The organism is Azospirillum thermophilum, from assembly GCF_003130795.1.
Taxonomy (GTDB): domain Bacteria; phylum Pseudomonadota; class Alphaproteobacteria; order Azospirillales; family Azospirillaceae; genus Azospirillum; species Azospirillum thermophilum.
On the sequence record NZ_CP029356.1, the window covers coordinates 243404 to 262010 of the forward strand.

At 71.7% G+C, this 18607-nt stretch carries 17 protein-coding genes and 1 pseudogene; 8 read left to right on the plus strand and 10 right to left on the minus strand.

The genetic code is table 11. The annotated features are described in order from the left end of the window. Positions 1-9: 9 nt before the first annotated feature. Entirely contained in the window at positions 10-1455 is a 1446-nt protein-coding gene (locus DEW08_RS22305; protein ID WP_109331465.1) for an MFS transporter, read from the minus strand. A 135-nt stretch (positions 1456-1590) separates the two neighbouring features. On the opposite strand from DEW08_RS22305, the gene DEW08_RS22310 reads away from it, so the two are divergent. Together DEW08_RS22310 and DEW08_RS22315 are read left to right on the plus strand one after the other, a co-directional pair. After that, positions 1591-1782, plus strand: coding sequence for a hypothetical protein (locus tag DEW08_RS22310; RefSeq protein ID WP_109331466.1), 192 nt, complete (start codon positions 1591-1593; stop codon positions 1780-1782). 20 nt (positions 1783-1802) lie between these two features. Further along, positions 1803-2000, plus strand: coding sequence for a hypothetical protein (locus tag DEW08_RS22315; RefSeq protein WP_109331472.1), 198 nt, complete (start codon positions 1803-1805; stop codon positions 1998-2000). A gap of 22 nt (positions 2001-2022) precedes the next feature. Here the strand turns inward: DEW08_RS22315 and cueR are convergent. The 3 genes and pseudogenes from cueR to DEW08_RS22330 form a co-directional block, all read right to left on the minus strand. Beyond that, positions 2023-2411 (minus strand): annotated as a pseudogene (gene cueR / locus DEW08_RS22320) (Cu(I)-responsive transcriptional regulator). Continuing rightward, positions 2408-4885 carry a heavy metal translocating P-type ATPase gene (locus DEW08_RS22325; RefSeq protein ID WP_109331473.1) on the minus strand — a complete coding sequence of 826 codons (2478 nt, stop codon included), beginning with the start codon at positions 4883-4885 and terminating at the stop codon, positions 2408-2410. The pseudogene cueR and the gene DEW08_RS22325 overlap by 4 nt, the downstream one beginning before the upstream one ends. Before the next feature lie 79 nt (positions 4886-4964). Continuing rightward, complete coding sequence (locus DEW08_RS22330) at positions 4965-5171, minus strand: heavy-metal-associated domain-containing protein (protein WP_168220480.1); 207 nt, start codon at positions 5169-5171, stop codon at positions 4965-4967. A 143-nt stretch (positions 5172-5314) separates the two neighbouring features. Here DEW08_RS22330 and DEW08_RS22335 point away from each other — a divergent pair, with 143 nt between their 5' ends. Next, the gene (locus tag DEW08_RS22335; protein ID WP_109331475.1) at positions 5315-5875 is read left to right on the plus strand and encodes a hypothetical protein; all 561 of its coding nucleotides are present in this window, start codon (positions 5315-5317) and stop codon (positions 5873-5875) included. On the opposite strand, the gene DEW08_RS22340 is transcribed toward DEW08_RS22335, so the two are convergent. Continuing rightward, entirely contained in the window at positions 5872-6567 is a 696-nt protein-coding gene (locus DEW08_RS22340; RefSeq protein WP_342760792.1) for an aspartate/glutamate racemase family protein, read from the minus strand. The two genes, DEW08_RS22335 and DEW08_RS22340, sit on opposite strands and share 4 nt — an antisense overlap. A 184-nt stretch (positions 6568-6751) precedes the next feature. Here DEW08_RS22340 and DEW08_RS22345 point away from each other — a divergent pair, with 184 nt between their 5' ends. After that, positions 6752-7375: a trimeric intracellular cation channel family protein gene (locus tag DEW08_RS22345; RefSeq protein ID WP_245986883.1), complete on the plus strand. Its 624-nt coding sequence runs from the start codon at positions 6752-6754 to the stop codon at positions 7373-7375. A gap of 298 nt (positions 7376-7673) precedes the next feature. Here DEW08_RS22345 and DEW08_RS22350 read toward each other — a convergent pair whose 3' ends face one another. After that, on the minus strand, positions 7674-8951 hold the full coding sequence (locus DEW08_RS22350; protein WP_109331476.1) for an ABC transporter substrate-binding protein: 1278 nt from the start codon (positions 8949-8951) through the stop codon (positions 7674-7676). A gap of 163 nt (positions 8952-9114) precedes the next feature. Here DEW08_RS22350 and DEW08_RS22355 point away from each other — a divergent pair, with 163 nt between their 5' ends. From DEW08_RS22355 to DEW08_RS22365, 3 genes are all read left to right on the plus strand, one after another. Beyond that, positions 9115-10542 (plus strand): tetratricopeptide repeat protein, encoded by a 1428-nt coding sequence (locus tag DEW08_RS22355; RefSeq protein WP_109331478.1) that lies wholly within the window; start codon positions 9115-9117, stop codon positions 10540-10542. Between the two features lie 79 nt (positions 10543-10621). Beyond that, complete coding sequence (locus tag DEW08_RS22360; protein WP_109331482.1) at positions 10622-11344, plus strand: endonuclease III domain-containing protein; 723 nt, start codon at positions 10622-10624, stop codon at positions 11342-11344. Positions 11345-11454: 110 nt separating this feature from the next. Continuing rightward, positions 11455-11700: a DUF1178 family protein gene (locus tag DEW08_RS22365; RefSeq protein WP_109331483.1), complete on the plus strand. Its 246-nt coding sequence runs from the start codon at positions 11455-11457 to the stop codon at positions 11698-11700. Between the two features lie 103 nt (positions 11701-11803). Here the strand turns inward: DEW08_RS22365 and ade are convergent, their stop codons facing one another. Both ade and DEW08_RS22375 read right to left on the minus strand, forming a co-directional pair. Continuing rightward, positions 11804-13513: an adenine deaminase gene (gene ade / locus DEW08_RS22370; protein ID WP_109331484.1), complete on the minus strand. Its 1710-nt coding sequence runs from the start codon at positions 13511-13513 to the stop codon at positions 11804-11806. A gap of 82 nt (positions 13514-13595) precedes the next feature. Further along, positions 13596-14489 carry a DUF1176 domain-containing protein gene (locus tag DEW08_RS22375; RefSeq protein WP_109331485.1) on the minus strand — a complete coding sequence of 298 codons (894 nt, stop codon included), beginning with the start codon at positions 14487-14489 and terminating at the stop codon, positions 13596-13598. Positions 14490-14890: 401 nt separating this feature from the next. Between DEW08_RS22375 and DEW08_RS22380 the strand changes: the two genes are divergently transcribed. Then, the gene (locus DEW08_RS22380; RefSeq protein WP_245986885.1) at positions 14891-16522 is read left to right on the plus strand and encodes a methyl-accepting chemotaxis protein; all 1632 of its coding nucleotides are present in this window, start codon (positions 14891-14893) and stop codon (positions 16520-16522) included. A 28-nt stretch (positions 16523-16550) separates the two neighbouring features. Here the strand turns inward: DEW08_RS22380 and spbR are convergent, their stop codons facing one another. Beyond that, the gene (gene spbR, locus DEW08_RS22385) at positions 16551-17672 is read right to left on the minus strand and encodes a SpbR family protein (protein WP_109331487.1); all 1122 of its coding nucleotides are present in this window, start codon (positions 17670-17672) and stop codon (positions 16551-16553) included. A 143-nt stretch (positions 17673-17815) separates the two neighbouring features. Further along, positions 17816-18580: a DUF6969 family protein gene (locus tag DEW08_RS22390; RefSeq protein ID WP_109331488.1), complete on the minus strand. Its 765-nt coding sequence runs from the start codon at positions 18578-18580 to the stop codon at positions 17816-17818. Between the last annotated feature and the right edge of the window lie 27 nt (positions 18581-18607).

The following is an 18607-nucleotide window of genomic DNA, read 5'->3' on the forward strand; positions in this document are numbered from 1 at the left end:
GGTGTCGCGCTAGGCGGGCCTTCCCCGCTCGCGCCGGCGCAGGACGCTCGACACCCCCGCGACGGCCGACAGCACCGCCCCCAGCGCCGTGGCGACCAGCGTGCCGCTGTCCTTGGGCAGCAGGCCGAAGATCAGCCCGACCGCCGCCGCCCCCAGCGTCTGGCCCAGCAGCCGCGCGGTGGACTGGATGCCGCTGGCGCCGCCGCTGCGCTCCTTGGGCGCGCTCGACACCAGGATCTTGTTGTTTGGCGTCTGGAACAGGCCGAAGCCGAAGCCGGCGAGCGCCATCCGCCACGCCACGTCCAGGCTGTGCGGCGCGGCCGGCAGCAGCACCAGCGACGCCATGCCCAGCGCCAGCAGCGTCAGGCCGACGGCGCTGAGCACGCTCGGGTCGTAGCGGTCGGCGAGCCGGCCGGCGACCGGCGCCACCACCGCGACCGCCAGCGGCCAGGGCGTCATCAGCAGCCCGGACTCGGCCAGAGAACGGCCGATCACGTCCTCGAAATAGAAGGGCATGGCGACGAAGGCGATGGCCTGGGTGGCGAAGGAACAGACGGAGGTGACGACGGTCAGCGCGAAGATCGGCCGGCGCAGCAGGTCGACCGGGACCAGCGGCGCCGCCTGCGCCTGCGACCGCCGGACCAGCACCGTCCCCACCGCCAGCGCCGCGGCGAGCTGCAGACCGACCATCCAGCCGGGCTGGCTGCCGTCCACCCCCTTGAAGCCGGTGATCAGCAGCCCGATGGTCAGGGCGCTCAATCCCGCGCCGACGAAGTCGAAGCGGTGGCCGGAGGGCGGCGAGTCCGGCAGCGACCGCGCGGCGATCACCAGCGCCACCAGCCCGAGCGGCACATTGACCGCGAACAGCCACTGCCAGGAGGCGACGGAGAGGATCAGCGCCGCGATGCTCGGCCCGGCGGCCGAGGTGACCGCCACGATCATCGCGTTGTAGCCGACCCCGCGGCCGAGCTGCGCCTGCGGGTAGATGTAGCGGACCAGCGCGATGTTCACGCTCATGATCCCGGCCCCGCCGAACCCCTGGAGGACGCGGGCGAGCGTCAGGGTCAGCAGCGTGTCCGACAGGGCGCAGGCGGCCGACGCCAGGGTGAAGACCAGAAGCCCTCCCCAGTAGACCCGGCGGTAGCCGACGATGTCGCCGAGCGACGCGAAGGGGAACAGCGAGACGGTGACCGCCATCTGGTAGGCGTTGACCACCCAGATCGAATCGGCGGCGCTGATCGCGAAGGACTTCTCGATGGTCGGCAGCGCGATGTTGGCGATGGCGCCGTCCAGCACCGCCATCACCAAAGCCACCGTCATCGTCAGCACCGCCCAGTAGCGCTGCGGCACCGGCAGCCCGTCGCCCGGCGGCGGGGCGGACGGCGGGGCGGACGGCGGGGCGGTCCTCACGGCCGCGGGGTCGGGGATCGGGTGGTCCGGCATGGCATGGAGCATACGGAGGGTCGGCGCCTCCCCCGCCACGGTTTTCCCGCATGCATGCGTTGCAGCGGACGGCTCCGCCCCGGAACCCCCGGGGGCCGCTCCATGTTGGGAAGGCTGAGGACGTTACGAAACCGGAAAGAGGCTCCGATGACCAAGCACATGCCCCCCGTCCCGCCGGCCGGCCGCAGCGACAAGGGTCCCGGCGGCGCCACCGACCCGTCGGCCGACGACACCAACGACCGGGGGAACCGCGAGGTGCCGGCCAACCTGAAGGAACAGGACCGGCAGGGCGACATCAAGCAGAACACCACCCACCAGGGCTACCAGCAGGACCGCTGACCCCAGCAGGAGCCGACAGCATGTCGAGAAACACCGCGGACACCAACCGCCACCATGGCGGTCCCGGCAGCAGCCAGCAGGACGCCACCGAACCGATGACGCCGGAGGAGAAGCACCCCCGCCCCGGCGAGCCGACCAACGGTCCCAACAGCACCGTGTCGAGCGGCGGGGGCGAGCGCGACCGCCGTCACACCCACGACCCGGCGACGAAGCGCTGATCCGTCCCCGGGAGTCCCGGCCTCACGACTGCGCCAGATCCCGCAGGATCGGGCATTCGGGACGGTCGTCGCCGTGGCAGGCGTCGGCCAGCTCCCGCAGCGTGTCGCTCATGGCGCGCAGCTCGGCGATCTTCGCCTCCAGCTCCTCGATGTGGGCGAGCGCCACCCGCTTGACCTCGGAGCTGCAGCGCGAGCGGTCCTGCCACAGCCCGACGAGGTGCTGGATCCGCTCGATCCCGAAGCCCAGCGTCCGGGCCCGCCTGATGAAGCGCAGCACATTCACGTCGGTCTGCGTGTAGACCCGGTAGCCGGACGCGGTGCGTCCGGCCTCGGGATCAGCCCGATCGATTCGTAATAGCGGATCAGCTTGGCGCTGACCCCGGACGCCTTGGCGGCGTCGCCGATGGTCATCGACATGGTGCCCCCTGGCGTTTCGGCGGCGCCCAGCCGCGCAGCGTCAGCGCGTTCGCCACGACGCTGACCGAGCTCAGCGCCATCGCCCCGCCCGCCAGGACCGGGCTGAGATAGCCCAGCGCCGCCAGCGGAATGCCCACGACATTGTAGAAGAAGGCCCAGAACAGCCCCTGGCGGATCTTGGCGTAGGTCCGCCGCGACACGTCGAGCGAGCCCGGCACCAGCAGCGGATCGCCGCGCATCAGCGTCACGCCGGCGGTGTGCATGGCGACGTCCGTGCCGGTCGCCATGGCGATTCCGACATCGGCGGCGGCCAGCGCCGGGGCGTCGTTGATGCCGTCGCCGACCATGGCGACGGTCTTCCCCTCCGCCTTCAGCGCCGCCACCACGGCGGCCTTGTCGCCCGGCAGCACCTCGGCGAAGACCCGGTCGATGCCGAGGTCGGCGGCCACCGCGCGGGCCGCACCCCGGCTGTCGCCGGTGACCATCACCGGCTCCACCCCCTGCTCCTTCAGGGAGCGGACGGCGACGCGGGCGCTCTCCTTCACCGTGTCCCCGAAGGCGACGAGGCCGAGCGCCCGCGGCGCCGGCGCCGTCTCCGCCAGCCAGGAGACGGTGTGGCCCGAGGACTCCAGCGCCGCGGCCCGCCCGGCGAGCGCGGGATCGGCGACGCCGTTTTCCGCCATCAGCCGGCCGCTGCCCAGCAGGACGCGGCGCCCCTCCACCATGCCCGACACGCCCCGCCCGGCCAGCGCGCGGAACTCCGCCGTCTGGAGCGGCGCGAGGCCGGCCGCCGCGGCTCGCTCGCGCACCGCCTGGGCCAGGGGATGCTCGCTGCCCGCCTGCAGCCCGGCCGCCAGCCGCAGCAGCGCCGCCTCGTCGCTCCCGGCCGCCGGGACGAGGCCGGTGACGCGCGGCTTGCCCTCAGTCAGCGTGCCGGTCTTGTCGAAGGCGACGGCGGTGACGGCATGCGCCCGCTCCAGCGCCTCGGCGTCCTTGATGAGGATGCCGTGCCGCGCCGCCGCCCCGGTGCCGACCATGATCGCGGTCGGGGTGGCGAGGCCCAGCGCGCAGGGGCAGGCGATGACCAGGACCGACACGGCGGTGATGATCGCCCGCTCGACGTCGCCGCCGGCGATCCACCAGCCGGCGAAGGTCGCCAGCGCGATCGCCAGCACCACCGGGACGAAGACGGCGCTGACCCTGTCGACCAGCCGCTGGATCGGCGCCTTGGAGGCCTGGGCGCCCTCCACCATGCGGACGATCTGCGCCAGCATGGTCTCGGCCCCGACCGCCAGAGTCTCCACCACCAGCCGGCCGTCGACGTTGATGGCGCCGCCGGTCACCCGGTCGCCCGGCGCCTTCTCCACCGGCAGGCTCTCGCCGGTCAGCATGGATTCGTCGACGCTGCCGCTGCCCTCCGCCACCCGGCCGTCCACCGGGATGCGCTCGCCGGGGCGGACGACGACGCGGTCGCCGGGGCGCACCTGCTCCACCGGCACCTCGGTCTCGCCGCCGTCGCGCAGCAGCCGGGCGGTGTCGGGGCGCAGGTCCATCAGCGCGCGGATCGCCGCCGCCGTCTGGCCCTTGGCCCGCGATTCCAGCCATTTGCCGAACAGCACGAAGGTGATGAGGACGGCCGACGCCTCGAAATAGAGGTGCGGCGCGTGGCCGTGCGCCGCCGTCAGCAGCATGTGGAGGCTGAGCCCCCAGGCCGCCGAGGTGCCGAGCGCCACCAGCAGGTCCATGTTGCCGGCCCCCGCCCGCACCGCCTTCCAGCCGGCACGGTAGAAGCGGGCGCCGAGCCAGAACTGCACCGGCGAGGCGAGGAGGAGCTGAAGCCAGCCCGGCAGCATCCAGTCCAGCCCCAGCAGGTCGCCGGCCATCCCGGCGACGAGCGGCAGCGACAGCGCCGCGGCGATCAGGACGTGCCGCAGTTCCCGCCGGCCGCGCGCCGCCGCCTCGTCGCCCTCGGCCCCCTTCGGCCGGTCGGCCGGGACCGGGGCGGCGGTGAAGCCGGCCGTCTCGACCGCCTCGGCCAGACGGGCGGCATCGACCGCGCCGGCATAGGCGACGACATGCGCCCGCTCGGTCGCCAGATTGACCGCGGCGCTGGAGACGCCGGGCACGCGGCCCAGCGCCTTCTCCACCCGCGCCACGCAGGAGGCGCAGGTCATGCCGCCGACCGTCAGATCGAAGCTCTCGGTCTGCGGCTCGAAGCCGGCGGCCTCGATGGCCTCGGCCACCGCCTTGGGATCGGGAGCGCCGTCGAACCGCACCCGCGCCCGCTCGGTCGCCAGATTGACCGACACCGACGACACGCCCGGCACGCGGCCCAGCGCCTTCTCGACCCGCCCGACGCAGGAGGCGCAGGTCATGCCGGACACGCCGATGTCGAGAACATTGCCGGGGACATCGCCGGAAGGACGGGCGTCGTCTCCGGCCGCGCCGGGCAGCTCCACGGTGGACATCGCAGATCTCCTGTACTGGCTCGCCGACCCTTCGGCCACCCCGCACCTGTGGTCAATAAGGGTTCCAGCGATGGGAAGGTCAAGCCGCCGGAAGGCCCTGCGGTTCGAATCCGGCCGCGGTCAGCGCGTGGGTGACGGCGGCGGGGGCCGGCCGGCCGGCGACCTCGACGCTGCGGCTCGGCAGGTCGATGGCGACGCTCTCCACCCCCTCGACCGTGCCGAGGGCCTTGCGGACCGAGGCGGCGCAGCCACCGCAGGTCATGCCGGGAATCGTGAAGCGCAGCATGGGACTCTCCTTCGCATGGGACATATCCATGTCCCCAGCCTCCGCCTTCCCATCGTTGGAAGGTCAAGAGGAAAAATGCGGCTGAACTTTCCGGCGCCGCGTCCGTTCCCCCTGCGCCCAGCCACCACAGCGGTTTTCCCCCGATGACCCGCCTGACCATCGACGAGGCCCAGCAGCGCGTCTTCCGCATCCTGACCCACGACATGGTGGAGGAACTGCGGGCCGTGGAGTACGAGACGCCGCCGCTGGCCGACGCCCCCTCGCCCACCCCGCTGGCCGGGCTGCGGCGGGCGACGGTCACCTTCAGCCACGCGCCGGGCGCCCCCGACTGCCTCTATCGCATCGAGGCGTTCGGCGACGCGCTGCTGATGCGGCTCCAGCTCAATGTCCGGCGCTTCGTGGCGATCTATCAGGTGCCGGTCGAGGATCCCATCGACAGCAACACCATCGCCCCGCATTTCGAGCGCTGGGCCATCGGCGCCGGCCATGCCGGCTGGATGATCGGCTGGCGCGACGGCACCGACCCCTGGGCGGCCGACCGCCGGGTGGTGGAGACCTACTGCTACGCCATGCTGCCGGAGGATTACCTGGACGATCCGCTGGCGCAGCTCTACTGGCGGACCGACCTGCTGCAGATGACCCGCGCCTTCATGCTGGAGGCCCGGCGTATGGGCATCCGGCTGTCGGCGCCGAAGTCGGTCTAGCCGCCCGCCATCCTTCCGGCCGCCGTCCTCCCGCCCGCAAGGTCCATGGCCGCCGCCACCGCGGCCCGCAGACCGGCGGCCGGGCTGGTGAGGGGCGCCGGCCCCGACCGCACGAGCCGGGCCGCTCCCGCCATGGAGGCCTGGGCCAGCGCCACCCGCGTCGCCCCCTCCTGCAGGGCCCGGTCGGCGGCGGCGGCCACCAGCGCATGATATCCGGCAAGGTCGCCGGCCCTGAAGGCATCCCACGCCCGCGGCACCAGCCGCGCCTCGACCTCCGCCGCCGATCCCGCGGCATGGCGGCGGAACAGGGCGAGCGTCGGCGCCAGCGTCGTCTCCACCGCGCAGAGCGCCACCACCCGGCCGCCGCCGCGGACCGCCTCGCGCGCCAGGGCCTCATCGACGCGCAGCACGGGCGTGGGCGATCCGGCGAACGCCTCGACCGACGGCCCGAGGGTCGAGCAGGTCAGCAGCACGGCATCCGCCCCGGCGCGCAGCCGGTCGAGCGCCGCGACCGTCGCGCCGCGGATCGCCCCGGTCAGGCCGCCGGCCCGTTCCGCCTCGGCCAGCAGGTCTGCGCGCAGCTCATGGCACAGCTCCACCGGCGGCGGGCCGGCCGGCTGCAACGCCCCGTCGAAGACGGCGAGGTTGCTGGCGGCGGTGTGCAGGCAGGCGATGCGGATCGTCGTCATCATGCTTCCCCGGCGTCTTCCGATGCTCCCCGCGACGCTACCCCGGTCCCGCCCGCGGCGGCGAGCCCCGTTTGCGCCGACCCGGGAATGGGGTAATCAGGGGCGCCCCCGCGGCGGACGACGCGGCCCGCCGCCCGGGAATGCCCGGATCCGCCAGGACAGGAAGACCAGGACAAGAAGACAAGACATGACCGGCCAGACCTCCACCCTCCTGCTCGCCATGGATCTGGCGGGCGTGTTCGTCTTCGGGCTCAGCGGCGGGACCCTGGCGGTGCGGCACCGGCTGGACCTGTTCGGGGTGCTGGTGCTGTCGCTGGCGGCGGCGCTGGCGGGCGGGGTGTTCCGCGACCTGCTGATCGGCGCGGTGCCGCCGGCCTCGCTTCAGGACGACCGCTATCTGCTGGCGGCGCTGGCGTCCGGCTTCGCGGCCTTCTTCTTCCATCCGCAGATCAACCGGCTCGGCAAGCCGGTGATGGTGCTGGACGCCGCCGGGCTGGGGCTGTTCGCCGTGGCCGGCTGCGGCAAGGCGCTGGCCTTCGGGGTCGGCCCGCTGCCGGCCGCCCTGCTCGCCAGCCTGACCGCCTGCGGCGGCGGCGCCATGCGCGACCTGCTGGTGGCCGAGGTGCCGCGCGTCCTGCGCGAGGAGATCTACGCGCTGGCCGCCCTGCTGGGCGCGGCCATCGTCATCGCCGGCCAGGCGCTGAAGCTGCCGGACCTGCCGGTCGCCGTCACGGCGGTGCTGGCGGTCTTCATCCTGCGCGTCGTCAGCGTCCTGCGCGGCTGGAGCGCGCCGCGGGCGCCGGGAAGCTGAGGGACGGGCCGCGTTTTCAAACCGCGCTTGTCCGGACCGGAAGGGACCGCTAGGCTGATCGCCGTCTCCGGCCGACCTGCGCCTTCTCCCCGTCCCGGCGGGACGTCGTTCCCGGCGCCGTTGTGCATCGCCCGCACAATGCACGCCTGCGAACGAATCGCCCAACCCCTTGATGCAGAACAAAAAATGGTCGATGACGTCATTGTGCGGCGGAAACGCTCCGCACAATGCGCACAAGGCCGCACCGCCGCCGCCCCACGCTCCCCCGCCCGGGCGGAGGAGCGCGGAGCGGAGAGGATCAGCCCCGCTTGCCCCAGCCGGGGGCCGGGAAGACCGGCTCCATCTCGGCCGAGCCCTTGGGCAGGACGACGGTCGGGCGCTGGTCGCGGTTCTGCACGCAGGCCGACACCAGCGTGGTGTTCTGCCCCTTGTCGTCGAAGGCGATGGCCGGGCCGACCATCAGCTTGTTCGACAGGTTGGTCTGGCGCAGGGCGGCGAGCAGGGCGGCCGGATCGGCGGAGCCGGCGCGCTTGAAGGCGTCGGCGGCGATCAGGATCGCCTCGAAGGTGAAGGCGACGTTGAAGGCGTAGCCCTCGAAGCGGTCGTTGGGGAACTGCTTCCGGAAGGCGGCCGAGACGCGCTGCGTCATGTCGGCCTTGGGGTCGTACCAGGGCAGGTTGGTGATGGCGTAGTCGGCGTACTTGCCCAGCACCTTGTAGAACTGCTCGTCATAGAGGCCGGGCGAGCCGGGCGAGGCGATGCCCATCGGCTCCCACCGCTGCTTGACCATCTCGCGCACCAGCAGGATGGCGTCGTTGGCGCGGGTGGTGACGATGGCGAGCTGGGCGCCGGTGGCCTTGGCCTTGGCGACCTCGACCGCGAGATCCTGGGCCTTCGGGTCGTAGGAGATCGATTCGACCAGGGTGAAGGGCATGTCCAGCTTGGGGAACAGCGCGTCGATCGCCTGCTTGTTCGCCATGCCGAAGGTGTCGTTGGCGTGCAGGAAGACCGCCGTCTTCGGCGTGGCGCCGGTGGCGGCGAACAGGTCCTTCATCAGCGCCATCCCGTTCTGCACCAGCATGGTGGAGGTCGGGAAGTTGCGGAAGATGGTCTTGTAACCCTGCTCGGTCAGCCGGTCGGCGGCGGCGATGTTGATGACCAGCGGCACGCCGCGCTGCTCGCACACCTGGGCGGCGGCGGCGGTCTGGCCGCTGTCGAAGGCGCCGACGATGACGTTGGCGCCGTCGTTGATCAGCTTCTCCGTGCGGGAGCGGGCGACGTCGACGTTCGATTCGGTGTCGGCCGACAGGATCTCGACCCTGTGGCCGAGGTCGGCCAGCACGGCCGGCGCGATGTCGGCGCCGCGCTGGCAGGCCTGGCCCGCCTGGGCCAGCAGGCCGGAGCGCGGCAGCAGGACGCCGACCTTCAGCGTGGGGGCCTGCGCGAAGGCCGGCGCCCGCCCGAAGGCAGCCAGCGTTCCCGCGGCGAGCGCCGCCTGACCGACCTGCCGGCGGGTCAGGGCAAGGCGCAGGTCTCCTCCCAGGGTACCGTTATTTCGTGTGCGGTCGTTCTTCATGGTCAGGCGTTTCCTTGCCGCATGAGTTTGATTGGGAAGATTTCCCCGGATGACGCCGCCGTGTCAAAGTGGAATCCTCCCCCCGCGATCCCCGACCGGACCCGCGCTCGCCCCACCGTCCGCCACGCCACCGCCCACCCGCAACGCAAAGGAACGCCGCGTCATGGCGACCATCGCCGAAGCGCTCGCCATCGCGCTCGATCACCTGAAGGCCGGCCGCCACCGGGAGGCCGGCATCCTCTACGGCCGGGTGCTGGAGGTCGATCCCGACAATGCCGAGGCGCTGCACCGCAACGGCGTGCTGGCCTGGCTGGCCGGCGACCTCCCCGGCGCCACCGCAATGATCGCCCGCTCGGTGGAGCGCGACGGCAGCGACGCCGATGCCCACTTCAACCTGGGCGCCCTGCAGCACATCGCGCTGCGGACGGAGGAGGCGATCGCCAGCTACCGGCGGGCCATCGACATCCGGCCGGACTTCCCCGACGCCGAATACCACCTGAGCGAGGCCCTGCAGGCGATCGGCCGCATCGGCGAGGCGCTGGGCGTCCTCGACGGGCTGCTGGCCCGCCATCCCCACCACCCGGACGGCTGGCGCCAGCGCGGCGACATCGAGGCCGACCTCGGACGGCCGGGGGCGGCGGTCGGCTTCTACGAGATGGCCCTGTCGCTCAACCCCGACGACCAGGGCGCGCGCGACCGGCTGGCGGCGCAGGACGCCGCCTACCGCAGCCGGCGCACGATCCTGGAGGCGGCCGGGCCGGACGGGCGGCACGACCTGTCCGACGTGACCTTCCTGATCGCCTTCCGCGCCGACAGCGACGACCGCAGGCGGAACCTGCGCTACATCGTCCAGTACCTTCTGAAGCACACCACCGCCGCCATCCTGATCGGCGAGGACAGGACCGGGCCGAGCGACCTGCCCGACACGCTGGGTCCGGAACTGGCCGCCCGCTGCCTCCACCTGCAGGTGGAGGGCAACGACACCCCCTTCACCCACAAGGCCCATCTGGTCAACCGCATGGTCGATGCGGCCGGGACGCCGGTGGTGGCGCTGCACGACACCGACATCGTCGTCGATCCCGTCCAGTACGTGCTGGCGCGCGACGCGGCGCGGAAGGGCGGCTCGCTGGTCTTCCCCTACAACGGGCTGTTCTTCTGGGTGCTGGGCAAGGAGGTCGTCCGCTTCGGCCATACCCTGTCGACCGCGCCGCTGAACGCCCTGTGCCCGCGCTTCCCGCTGATGCACCGCAACTCGCCGGGCGGGGCGGCCTTCTTCGACCGCATGACCCTGCAGGCGGCCGGCGGCTACAACGAGGCCTTCCTGTCCTGGGGCTACGAGGACGACGAGCTGGTGGAGCGCTTCCGCCGCCTCGGCCTCGGCGTGGAGCGGATGCCGGGGCCGCTCTACCATCTGGACCACGCGCGGCCGGAGAATTCGTCCGAGCGCAACCCCTTCATCCAGGCCAACAAGGCCGAGCTGGAACGCATCCGGACCATCGACCCCGACCGGTTGCGGGCGGAGATCCGGGAGGGGCGGCTCCGGCGCCCGCTGCTCTCCTCGAAGGACCTGCCGCCGCCGGCCGCCGGCTGATCCGCCGGGAACGGCGGGGGAGCGTCCGGGGCCGGCCGGCTGTTGACCGGGGTATGCAGCAACAGCCGGACCGCCCGCCATGCCCCGCCCCTCGCCGGCCACCAAGCCAGCACCCGCCCCGGCCGCCGCGAGCGGCGCGGACAAGGAGCCCTTCGACATCGACGAGGTCTTCCGCCGCCTGCGCAGGGCGGTGGCCGGCCGGCCCAAGGCGGCGATGTTCGAGCTGCGCGACCGCGGCCATGCCAGCCCCTTCGAGCAGCTCGTCGCCAGCCTGATCTCCGCCCGGACGCGGGACGAGACGACCCTGGTGGTTGCCGGGCGGCTGTTCGCCGCCGCCCGCACCCCCGAGGCCATGGCCGCCCTGCCGGAGGCGGAGATCGCCCGGCTGCTGGACGGCGCCACCTTCCCGGAGCCCAAGGCACGCGACATCCGGGAGCTGTCCCGCCGCATCGTCGGGGAGCATGGCGGCGCCGTCCCGGACACGCCGGACGGGCTGATGCGGTTCCGCGGCGTCGGCCCGAAGATCGCCGCGCTGACGCTCGCCGTCGGCTTCGACATCCCGGCGGTGGCGGTCGACATCCACGTCCACCGGGTGACCAACCGCTGGGGCTATGTCGCCACCACCAGCCCGGAGCGGACGATGTCGGCGCTGATCGACAGGCTGCCGCGCCGCTACTGGGTGGAGATCAACGAGCGGCTGGTGCCCTTCGGCAAGTGGATGTGCACCGGCGAGCGGCCGCACTGCTCGACCTGTCCGCTGCTGTCGATGTGCCGGCAGGTCGGCGTCACCGCCTGCCGCTGAGGGGACGGTGACGCCGGGCCGGTCGAATTGACGCAGATCCTGGAGGGGCGGCGAGGCCTGCGCTAGAACAGGCGCCGGTTCCGCTTCATCCGTCCGGGAGATGCCTTGCGATGATCGTCTATGCCCTGCACTGCGCCTGCGGCCACGAGTTCGACCAGTGGTTCGACAACATGGCCGACTATGACGCCAGGAAGGCGGAGGGACTGACCTGCCCGTCCTGCGGCGGCACCGAGGTGTCGAAGGCGATCATGGCGCCGCGCGTCGGCAAGGCGAAGGCCGAGCCAGCCCCTATGCATCCCTGCAATCCCGGCGGCTGTGCCAACAGCCTGTGCCCGATGGCGCAGATGGCGTCCTGATCCGGGGAACCCTCCGCCGTCAGCGCAGCGGGACGGCCATCCATGCGCAGGCGTGATCGGGTGGACCTGTCATGCTCGGGCCTGGACCGGCGCAGGCGAGGCTTCAGGCGGCGACCAGCTCGAACCGGTCGACGTCGACCAGCCCCCGGTCGGTGATCTTCAGATGGGGGATCACCGGCAGCGGCAGGAAGGCGAGCTGCAGGAAGGGCTCCGCCAGGGGACAGCCCATGGCGCGCACGGCCGCCCGCAGGGCGCGCAGGTCCTGCTCCACCGTCTCGAAGGGCTGCAGGCTCATTAGCCCGGCCAGCGGCAGGGCGAGTTCGCCGACCACCGTGCCGTTGCGCACGGCGACGAAGCCGCCCTGCAGCTCGATCAGCCGGTTGACCGCCAGCGCCATGTCGGCGTCGCTGGCGCCGACGACGCAGACATTGTGGCTGTCATGCCCGACCGAGGAGGCCAGCGCCCCCTCCGCGAAGCCGAAGCCGGAGACGAAGCCGCGCCCGACGTTGCGGTTGGTGCCGTGGCGGGCGAAGACGCAGATCTTCAGCAGGTCGCGGGACGGGTCGGCGACCAGACGGCCGCCGGCCGCGGGGACCTCCATCCGCCGGTGCTCCGTCAGGATCTTGCCCGGCAGCACGCCGATCACCGACTGGACGGAGCCGCCCGCGGGAACGGCGAAATCCTCCACCGCCACCGGGTCGAGCCTGATGGAGCCGAGCCCGACCGGCTCCACCGCCGGCCGGCCGGCGAAGCTCTCCTCCGACACCGGACGGCCGCCGCGAATGACCCGCGAGACGGCGCAGCCCTCCAGGTCGTCGAGCAGGACGAGGTCGGCCCGCTGCCCCGGCGCGACGAGGCCGCGGTCCTGCAGGCCGAAGCTGCGCGCCGCCGACCAGGTCGCCGCCCGGTAGACATGCGCGACCGGCGCGCCCAGCCGGATGGCGCTGCGGATGAGGTGGTCCATGTGCCCCTCCTCCGCGATGTCCAGCGGGTTGCGGTCGTCGGTGCAGAACCCCAGGAAGGGCGAGGTCTCGGCGCTGATCACCCCGGCCAGCGCATGGACGTCCTTGGAGACGGAGCCGTCGCGGATCAGCACCTGCATGCCCTTGCGCAGCTTCTCCATCGCCTCGGCGGCGCTGGTCGTCTCATGGCAGTTGCGGATGCCGCAGGAGAGATAGGCGTTGAGCTCCCGCCCGGAGAGCAGCGGCGCGTGGCCGTCGATGTGCCGGCCGTCGAAGGCCGCGAGCTTGTCCAGGACCCCGTCCACCTTGTGGAAGACGCCGGGGAAGTTCATGAACTCAGCCAGCCCCAGCACGCGCGGATGGTCCTTGTAGCGGACGAGGTCGGGCGCCTCCAGCCGGGCGCCGGACGTCTCCAGCTCCGTCGCCGGGACGCAGGAGGAGAGCTGGACGAACAGGTCGGTCGCGGTGCCGCCGGCGCTCTCCAGGAAGTAACGCAGCCCCGCCTCGCCCAGCACGTTGCAGATCTCGTGCGGGTCGCAGATGGCGGTGGTGGTGCCGCGGGGCAGGACGCAGCGGTCGAACTCCTGCGGCGTGACGCAGGTCGATTCGCAATGGACGTGGGTGTCGATGAAGCCGGGCACGACGGTCAGGCCGCGCCCGTCGATCTCCTCCACCCCGTCGTAGGACTCGTAGGTGCCGACGATGCGGTCGCCGCAGATGGCGATGTCGCCCGCGGCGATCTCGCCGGTCACGACGTTGAGGAACCGCGTGTCCTTGATGACGAGATCGGCCCGGCTCTCACCCAGCGCCTGGCCGATGCGCCGCTTCAACTCGTCCCGACCGACCGCCATCGCCCTGCCCCTCGTTCGTTTCCGTTCCCCAGAGAGTGGCGAGCCGGACCCGGAGGTTCAATCGATCCCTTACCGGCCACCGTCAGAAGGTCCGGGTCTTCGTGCCCTTGCCGTCCCAGGGCCGGCCGTCGCACTCCGGCTTCTCCTCGAGCTGGACGAGCTTCAGCGTCTGCCCCTCCACCCGGTAGCGCCACTTGCTGCCGCAGTCGCCCAGCCCGCGGCCCTGCTCGAAGAACTCGACGAGGGGGCCGTTGAGGGAAACGAGGCCGACCGGGGCGGCGCCGGGATCGACCCGCCGCTTGCCGTCGGCCAGCACCTCCACCCCCAGCCGGGCCGCGATCCCCTTGGCCTTGTCGATGAGGAAGGGGAAGTTGGAGCACTGATAGGCGCCGCAGCCCTCCGGCACCGCGACGAACAGCCGGCCGTCCGGCAGCGCGGCGGCGAAGCTGAAGCCGCCGTAGAGCTCGAGGTTCGACAGAACCTCCTCCGCCCCGCCGGGGTCGGGCGCGTCCGGGCTCGGGAACAGCGTGGTCAGCGTGTAGGCGACGAAGCCGGCATCGTCCTCGGCGTCGCGTCCGGCCTCCTTCAGCGGGTCGATCGGCTTCGCCACGGCGATGGCGGCGGCGAGCGCGCGCTGGCCGGCCAGCCTGATCACCTCCTGGATGCGGCGGTGATAGACGCCGTTCAGCATCATCGGGTCGTTGTTGGCGTCCTTGAAGGCCTTGTTCCGGTCGAGCAGCCAGCGGCCCTGCGCCGCCTTCAGCGCGGTGACGCGGTCGGCCGGCTGTCCCTCGACCGCCAGCCGATAGACCCGGCCGAGCAGGCGGTCCATCGCCGCCAGGGAGTCGTCGGCGCAGATCGCCTTTTCCGCCGGCTGGGTCGCCTTGGCGCAGTCGAAGCCCGGCTGTTTGGTCAGCGGGGCCGCCTCCGACGCCAGCGGCGCCAGCAGAATCATCGCGGCGAGAAGTCGGCGCATGGAAAAACACTCCGTCACAGCAAACCGGTGGACCAGCAAGAGCCGGGCTTCGACAAGAGCCGGGCAAGGAGAGGTTGTCAACCCGCCGCCCCCGACACCGCCCCCGACACCACTCCGCCGCGGCCGGGCGATGCGCCGTAACGGACTATGCAAAAGAACGCCGTCCAACCTGCGGTGGATCGCCGCACGGGCTTGGAACAGGACCATACCTGTTGAAGATTGCGGCCGCGGGACAAAAGAGTCGTGTTCATCATTAATTGTCCGGAAACCTCACAATATCAAACTCGCTTCGGAACAGTGCGGCGCACGCACCGTGATCGCGCCCGGGGAGGTTGCGCAGGATGCTTCACAAACTTAGAAACGTTCGAATCAGCTCCAGAATTTACTTGATCTCCGGCCTGATGGCGGCCGTCGCCTTCATCGTCGGCGTGATCGGTCTTGCCGCGATGCACGACCTCTCCACCCGGACGGAGGCGATCGAGCTGGCCTACGAGCGGCAGGCGCTGGGCGAGCGGATGAACGCGCTGGTGCTGGCGGCGGTGATGGATTCGCGCGGCATCTACATGGCGAAGGACGCGGCGGAGGTCGAGAAGTACGCCAAGCCGCTGCTGGCCACCCTGACCACCCTGCAGGAGCGGAGCAACCGCCTGGCCGACCTGACCCCGCCGGCGGAGCGGGCGGAACTGGGCGAACCGGCCGCGAAGGTGGCGGAGTTCGTGCGCTTCCGGACCGAGCTCGTCCGCATCGGACGGGAGAAGGGGGCGGAGCAGGCGCGGATCTACGGCGACAACGACGCCAACCGGACCAACCGGCAGGCGCTGAACAGCGCCCTGATCAAGCTCGTGGACTCGCTCAACCAGCGCGTCGCCCGCTACCATGCCGATCTGGTCGCCGCCCAGGGGCGCTGGACGCTCGTCATCGCCGCGGTCGGCGGCGGCGGCGCGCTGTTCGCGCTGTGGATGACGATCGTCGTCGCCCGCCGCCAGATCGCCCGCCCGATCGTCGAGATGACCGGCGTCATGACCCGCATCGCGTCGGGGGACACCGGGTCCGACGTGCCGCACACCGGCAACCGGGACGAGATCGGCGACATCGCCCGTGCCGTGGTGGTGTTCCGCGACGCGCTGCTCCAGGTCAGCCGGCATGCCGAACAGGAGCGCGTGGACACCGAGGCCCGGCGCCGGCGGCAGGAGTCGCTGGAGGCGCTGACCCACAGCTTCGCCCAGAAGATCGACGGGCTCTGCCGCACGCTGACCGGCGAGGCCGACCACATCCGCAGCAGTGCCGAAACCCTCACCCGGACCGCCCGCGACGCCTCCCAGCGGTCCTCCAGCGTGGCGGCGGCGGCGCAGCAGACGACCGGCAACGTCGAGATGGTCGCCGCCGCGGCGGAGGAGATGACCCACTCCATCGACGCCATCAGCCAGCGCATCGGCGAGGCGGCCCGGATCGCCGGCGAGGCCGAGAAGGAGGCGCAGCGCACCAACGAGACGATCCAGGGCCTCGCCGCCGCGGCGGAGCGGATCGGGGCGGTGGTCAGCATGATCAACCAGATCGCCAGCCAGACCAACCTGCTGGCGCTGAACGCCACCATCGAGGCGGCGCGGGCCGGCGAAGCGGGCAAGGGCTTCGCCGTCGTCGCCGGCGAGGTCAAGAACCTGGCCAACCAGACCGCCAAGGCGACCGAGGAGATCTCCGGCCAGATCGCCGCGATCCAGGCGGAGACCCAGCACGCCGTGGGCGCCATCACGGCGATCGTCGGCACCATCGAGAAGATCAGCGACATCAGCACGGGCATCGCCGCGGCGATGGAGGAGCAGGGATCCGCCACCCGCGAGATCACCCGCAACGTCCACGACGCCGCCACCGGCACCCAGAGCGTGTCGCAGACCATCGCCGGGGTGTCCGACGTGGCGGAGCAGACGGGCACCGCCGCGGACAGGATGCTGGACGCAGCCCGCGGCCTGACCACCCATGCCCGGACGCTTCAGTCCGACGTGGACGAGTTCGCCGCTCAGATCAAGACGATGTGAGAGGAAAGCACGGAAGAGCCGCGGCCGGTCAGGCCGCGGCGTCGTCCCGGTGGATCATGTCGCCGAGCTTGTCGAGCAGATAGTCCAGGTCTTCCTGCGCCAGATCCTCGTACTGGGTCAGGATCCGCTCGATGAGGCGGCGGCGGTGGCGCTCCTGGTCGTGCGCCTCCCCGTCATAGGGAGTTTCCTTCAGCACGTCGATGGCGATGCGGCAGGCCGGCAGCAGCGCCGGCGGCAGCTTCGCCTTGTCGTAGAGCGACTTCAGCCCCAGCCGCCCCGCATCGTGGATCAGCAGCCGGGCGTTGGTCAGCGGAACGTTGGCGAGATGGGACATCGCCATCTCGAAGAAGGCGATGTCGCCGGTGCACAGCGAGCGGACCAGCAGCGAAGGCGTCAGCCGCCCGGTGCGCGAGAGCTGCGCCACCAGCCGTTCCAGCGCGCGCTCGTCGTTCTCGCCGGTGAGGAGGGAGACGGTCGCCCGCTCCCGGCTCTGCAGGATCAGGTCGGCGGCGACCTTGGCCGGCAGCTCGTGGTTGGAGACGAGATGCTGGCGCAGCTTCTCCGACACCACGGCGACCAGCCGCTCGGCGATGGTGATCGGCAGGTGGGCGCGGTGGACCAGCGGTTCCTGCACCGTCTCGCTGTCGCCGAACCGGTCGATCACCCGGCCGAGGCTGCCTTCGCCGAGGTCCGCCCCCTCGTTGGCGACCAGGGCCGCGACGGCCCCTTCGGAGCCCACCTCGATCAGGGCGTCGGCGACGCTGGCCGGAACGGTTTCGCGGCTGGCGATGGCGGTGTGCTTGGCGTCGGTGCCGGTGCGGACGATCTCGACGAGGTCCGCGTTGGTCAGCACGGTGGAGACGCTGAGAATCGGGATCGCCACCGCCTCGACGTCCCGCGCCAGGGTCAGCGCGATGTCGCGGGGAAGCGAGGGGCTGGTCTTCAGGTTCTCGGCCAGCGACTGGCGGACGCGCACGACGGCGTCGTTGACCATCACCCGGACGATGTCCTCGGCCAGCCGGCGTTCAGACGGGGAAAGCGTGTCGCTGTCGAAATGCCGGGCGACCTTGACCGCCAGATCAGCACGGGTGCTGGGCGAGGGGTCCGACAAAAGGCGGGCGACGTCTTCTTTCGACAAATGTTCGGTCATGGGTCTCCGACCCCAGCTTTTGCGCGGCCCGTCCCTCTACGGCGGAGACGAATTCGTTACGGCCAAGCATGGAGCCAAACGGTTGAACCTTCCTTAACGTCAGCCGATCGGACCGTTTCACCCGTCATGCTTGCAACCGTGAGTCAGGGAATCCCGACGAAGCTCGGCGGCTCGGGAAGGATCGGGCGGCGCCGGCGCACGCCGTACAGCGCAAGGTCGATCGCCGCCATCTGCTCCTCAACCGAGATCGCGGCCTGCGACGCGACCTCCAGCTCCCGGTCCTCGTAGACGTAGCTGTCCGGGCGCTCCGCCCCCCAGCGGCCGACGGCGGCATCGCGCTCGTGCAGCAGGGTGACGATCTGCGGCCGGAACAGCCGCATCAGCGCCGTGATCCAGCGGTTGGCCGGCCAGGAGGGCCGGGCATGGTCGATGATGAAGCAGTCCAGCATCCGCACCACGTCGCCCGCCGCATACCACGTCTCGCCGGTGACCCAGCGGTTGGTGGTGAACAGGCGCACCGGCTGGCCGGTGACGTCCATGGCGATGCCGATCAGGTGCGACAGCGCGTCGTTGTCGTTGGGGGGACTCTCCAGGTCGGGCAGCGGCGCCGGCCGCAGCCCGTCCGGCATGCCGTGGGGCCGGAGAAAGGTGTGGAAGTGGCCATGCTCGCCGGGCAGCCGCTCCTCCTCCGGGTGGCAATGGTAATAGTACTGCGCATGGTACTCGGCGTCGTAGACGTCGCCCGGCGGATAATGATGCCACTCGTAGAGCGTGCCGTGCCCGCGCACCAGTTCCCCGACCACCGTGTCGCCGGTCTTGGCGAGCACGCGCTGGCAGGTCCGGATTTCGCGCCCGGCCTCGGCCATCTCTTCCAACTCTTCGCGGGAAAGCCCCGAGAGATCCGTCATTGGCCAGTCCGCCCCGTGCGGGAATAG

Bases quoted from the DNA above. Each gene is read 5' to 3' on its own strand.
- DEW08_RS22305 (WP_109331465.1), bottom strand. From the start codon at position 1,455: ATGCTCCATGCCATGCCGGACCACCCGATCCCCGACCCCGCGGCCGTG.
- DEW08_RS22310 (WP_109331466.1), top strand. From the start codon at position 1,591: ATGACCAAGCACATGCCCCCCGTCCCGCCGGCCGGCCGCAGCGACAAG.
- DEW08_RS22315 (WP_109331472.1), top strand. From the start codon at position 1,803: ATGTCGAGAAACACCGCGGACACCAACCGCCACCATGGCGGTCCCGGC.
- DEW08_RS22325 (WP_109331473.1), bottom strand. From the start codon at position 4,885: ATGTCCACCGTGGAGCTGCCCGGCGCGGCCGGAGACGACGCCCGTCCT.
- DEW08_RS22330 (WP_168220480.1), bottom strand. From the start codon at position 5,171: ATGCTGCGCTTCACGATTCCCGGCATGACCTGCGGTGGCTGCGCCGCC.
- DEW08_RS22335 (WP_109331475.1), top strand. From the start codon at position 5,315: ATGACCCGCCTGACCATCGACGAGGCCCAGCAGCGCGTCTTCCGCATC.
- DEW08_RS22340 (WP_342760792.1), bottom strand. From the start codon at position 6,567: ATGATGACGACGATCCGCATCGCCTGCCTGCACACCGCCGCCAGCAAC.
- DEW08_RS22345 (WP_245986883.1), top strand. From the start codon at position 6,752: ATGACCGGCCAGACCTCCACCCTCCTGCTCGCCATGGATCTGGCGGGC.
- DEW08_RS22350 (WP_109331476.1), bottom strand. From the start codon at position 8,951: ATGAAGAACGACCGCACACGAAATAACGGTACCCTGGGAGGAGACCTG.
- DEW08_RS22355 (WP_109331478.1), top strand. From the start codon at position 9,115: ATGGCGACCATCGCCGAAGCGCTCGCCATCGCGCTCGATCACCTGAAG.
- DEW08_RS22360 (WP_109331482.1), top strand. From the start codon at position 10,622: ATGCCCCGCCCCTCGCCGGCCACCAAGCCAGCACCCGCCCCGGCCGCC.
- DEW08_RS22365 (WP_109331483.1), top strand. From the start codon at position 11,455: ATGATCGTCTATGCCCTGCACTGCGCCTGCGGCCACGAGTTCGACCAG.
- ade (WP_109331484.1), bottom strand. From the start codon at position 13,513: ATGGCGGTCGGTCGGGACGAGTTGAAGCGGCGCATCGGCCAGGCGCTG.
- DEW08_RS22375 (WP_109331485.1), bottom strand. From the start codon at position 14,489: ATGCGCCGACTTCTCGCCGCGATGATTCTGCTGGCGCCGCTGGCGTCG.
- DEW08_RS22380 (WP_245986885.1), top strand. From the start codon at position 14,891: ATGGCGGCCGTCGCCTTCATCGTCGGCGTGATCGGTCTTGCCGCGATG.
- spbR (WP_109331487.1), bottom strand. From the start codon at position 17,672: ATGACCGAACATTTGTCGAAAGAAGACGTCGCCCGCCTTTTGTCGGAC.
- DEW08_RS22390 (WP_109331488.1), bottom strand. From the start codon at position 18,580: ATGACGGATCTCTCGGGGCTTTCCCGCGAAGAGTTGGAAGAGATGGCC.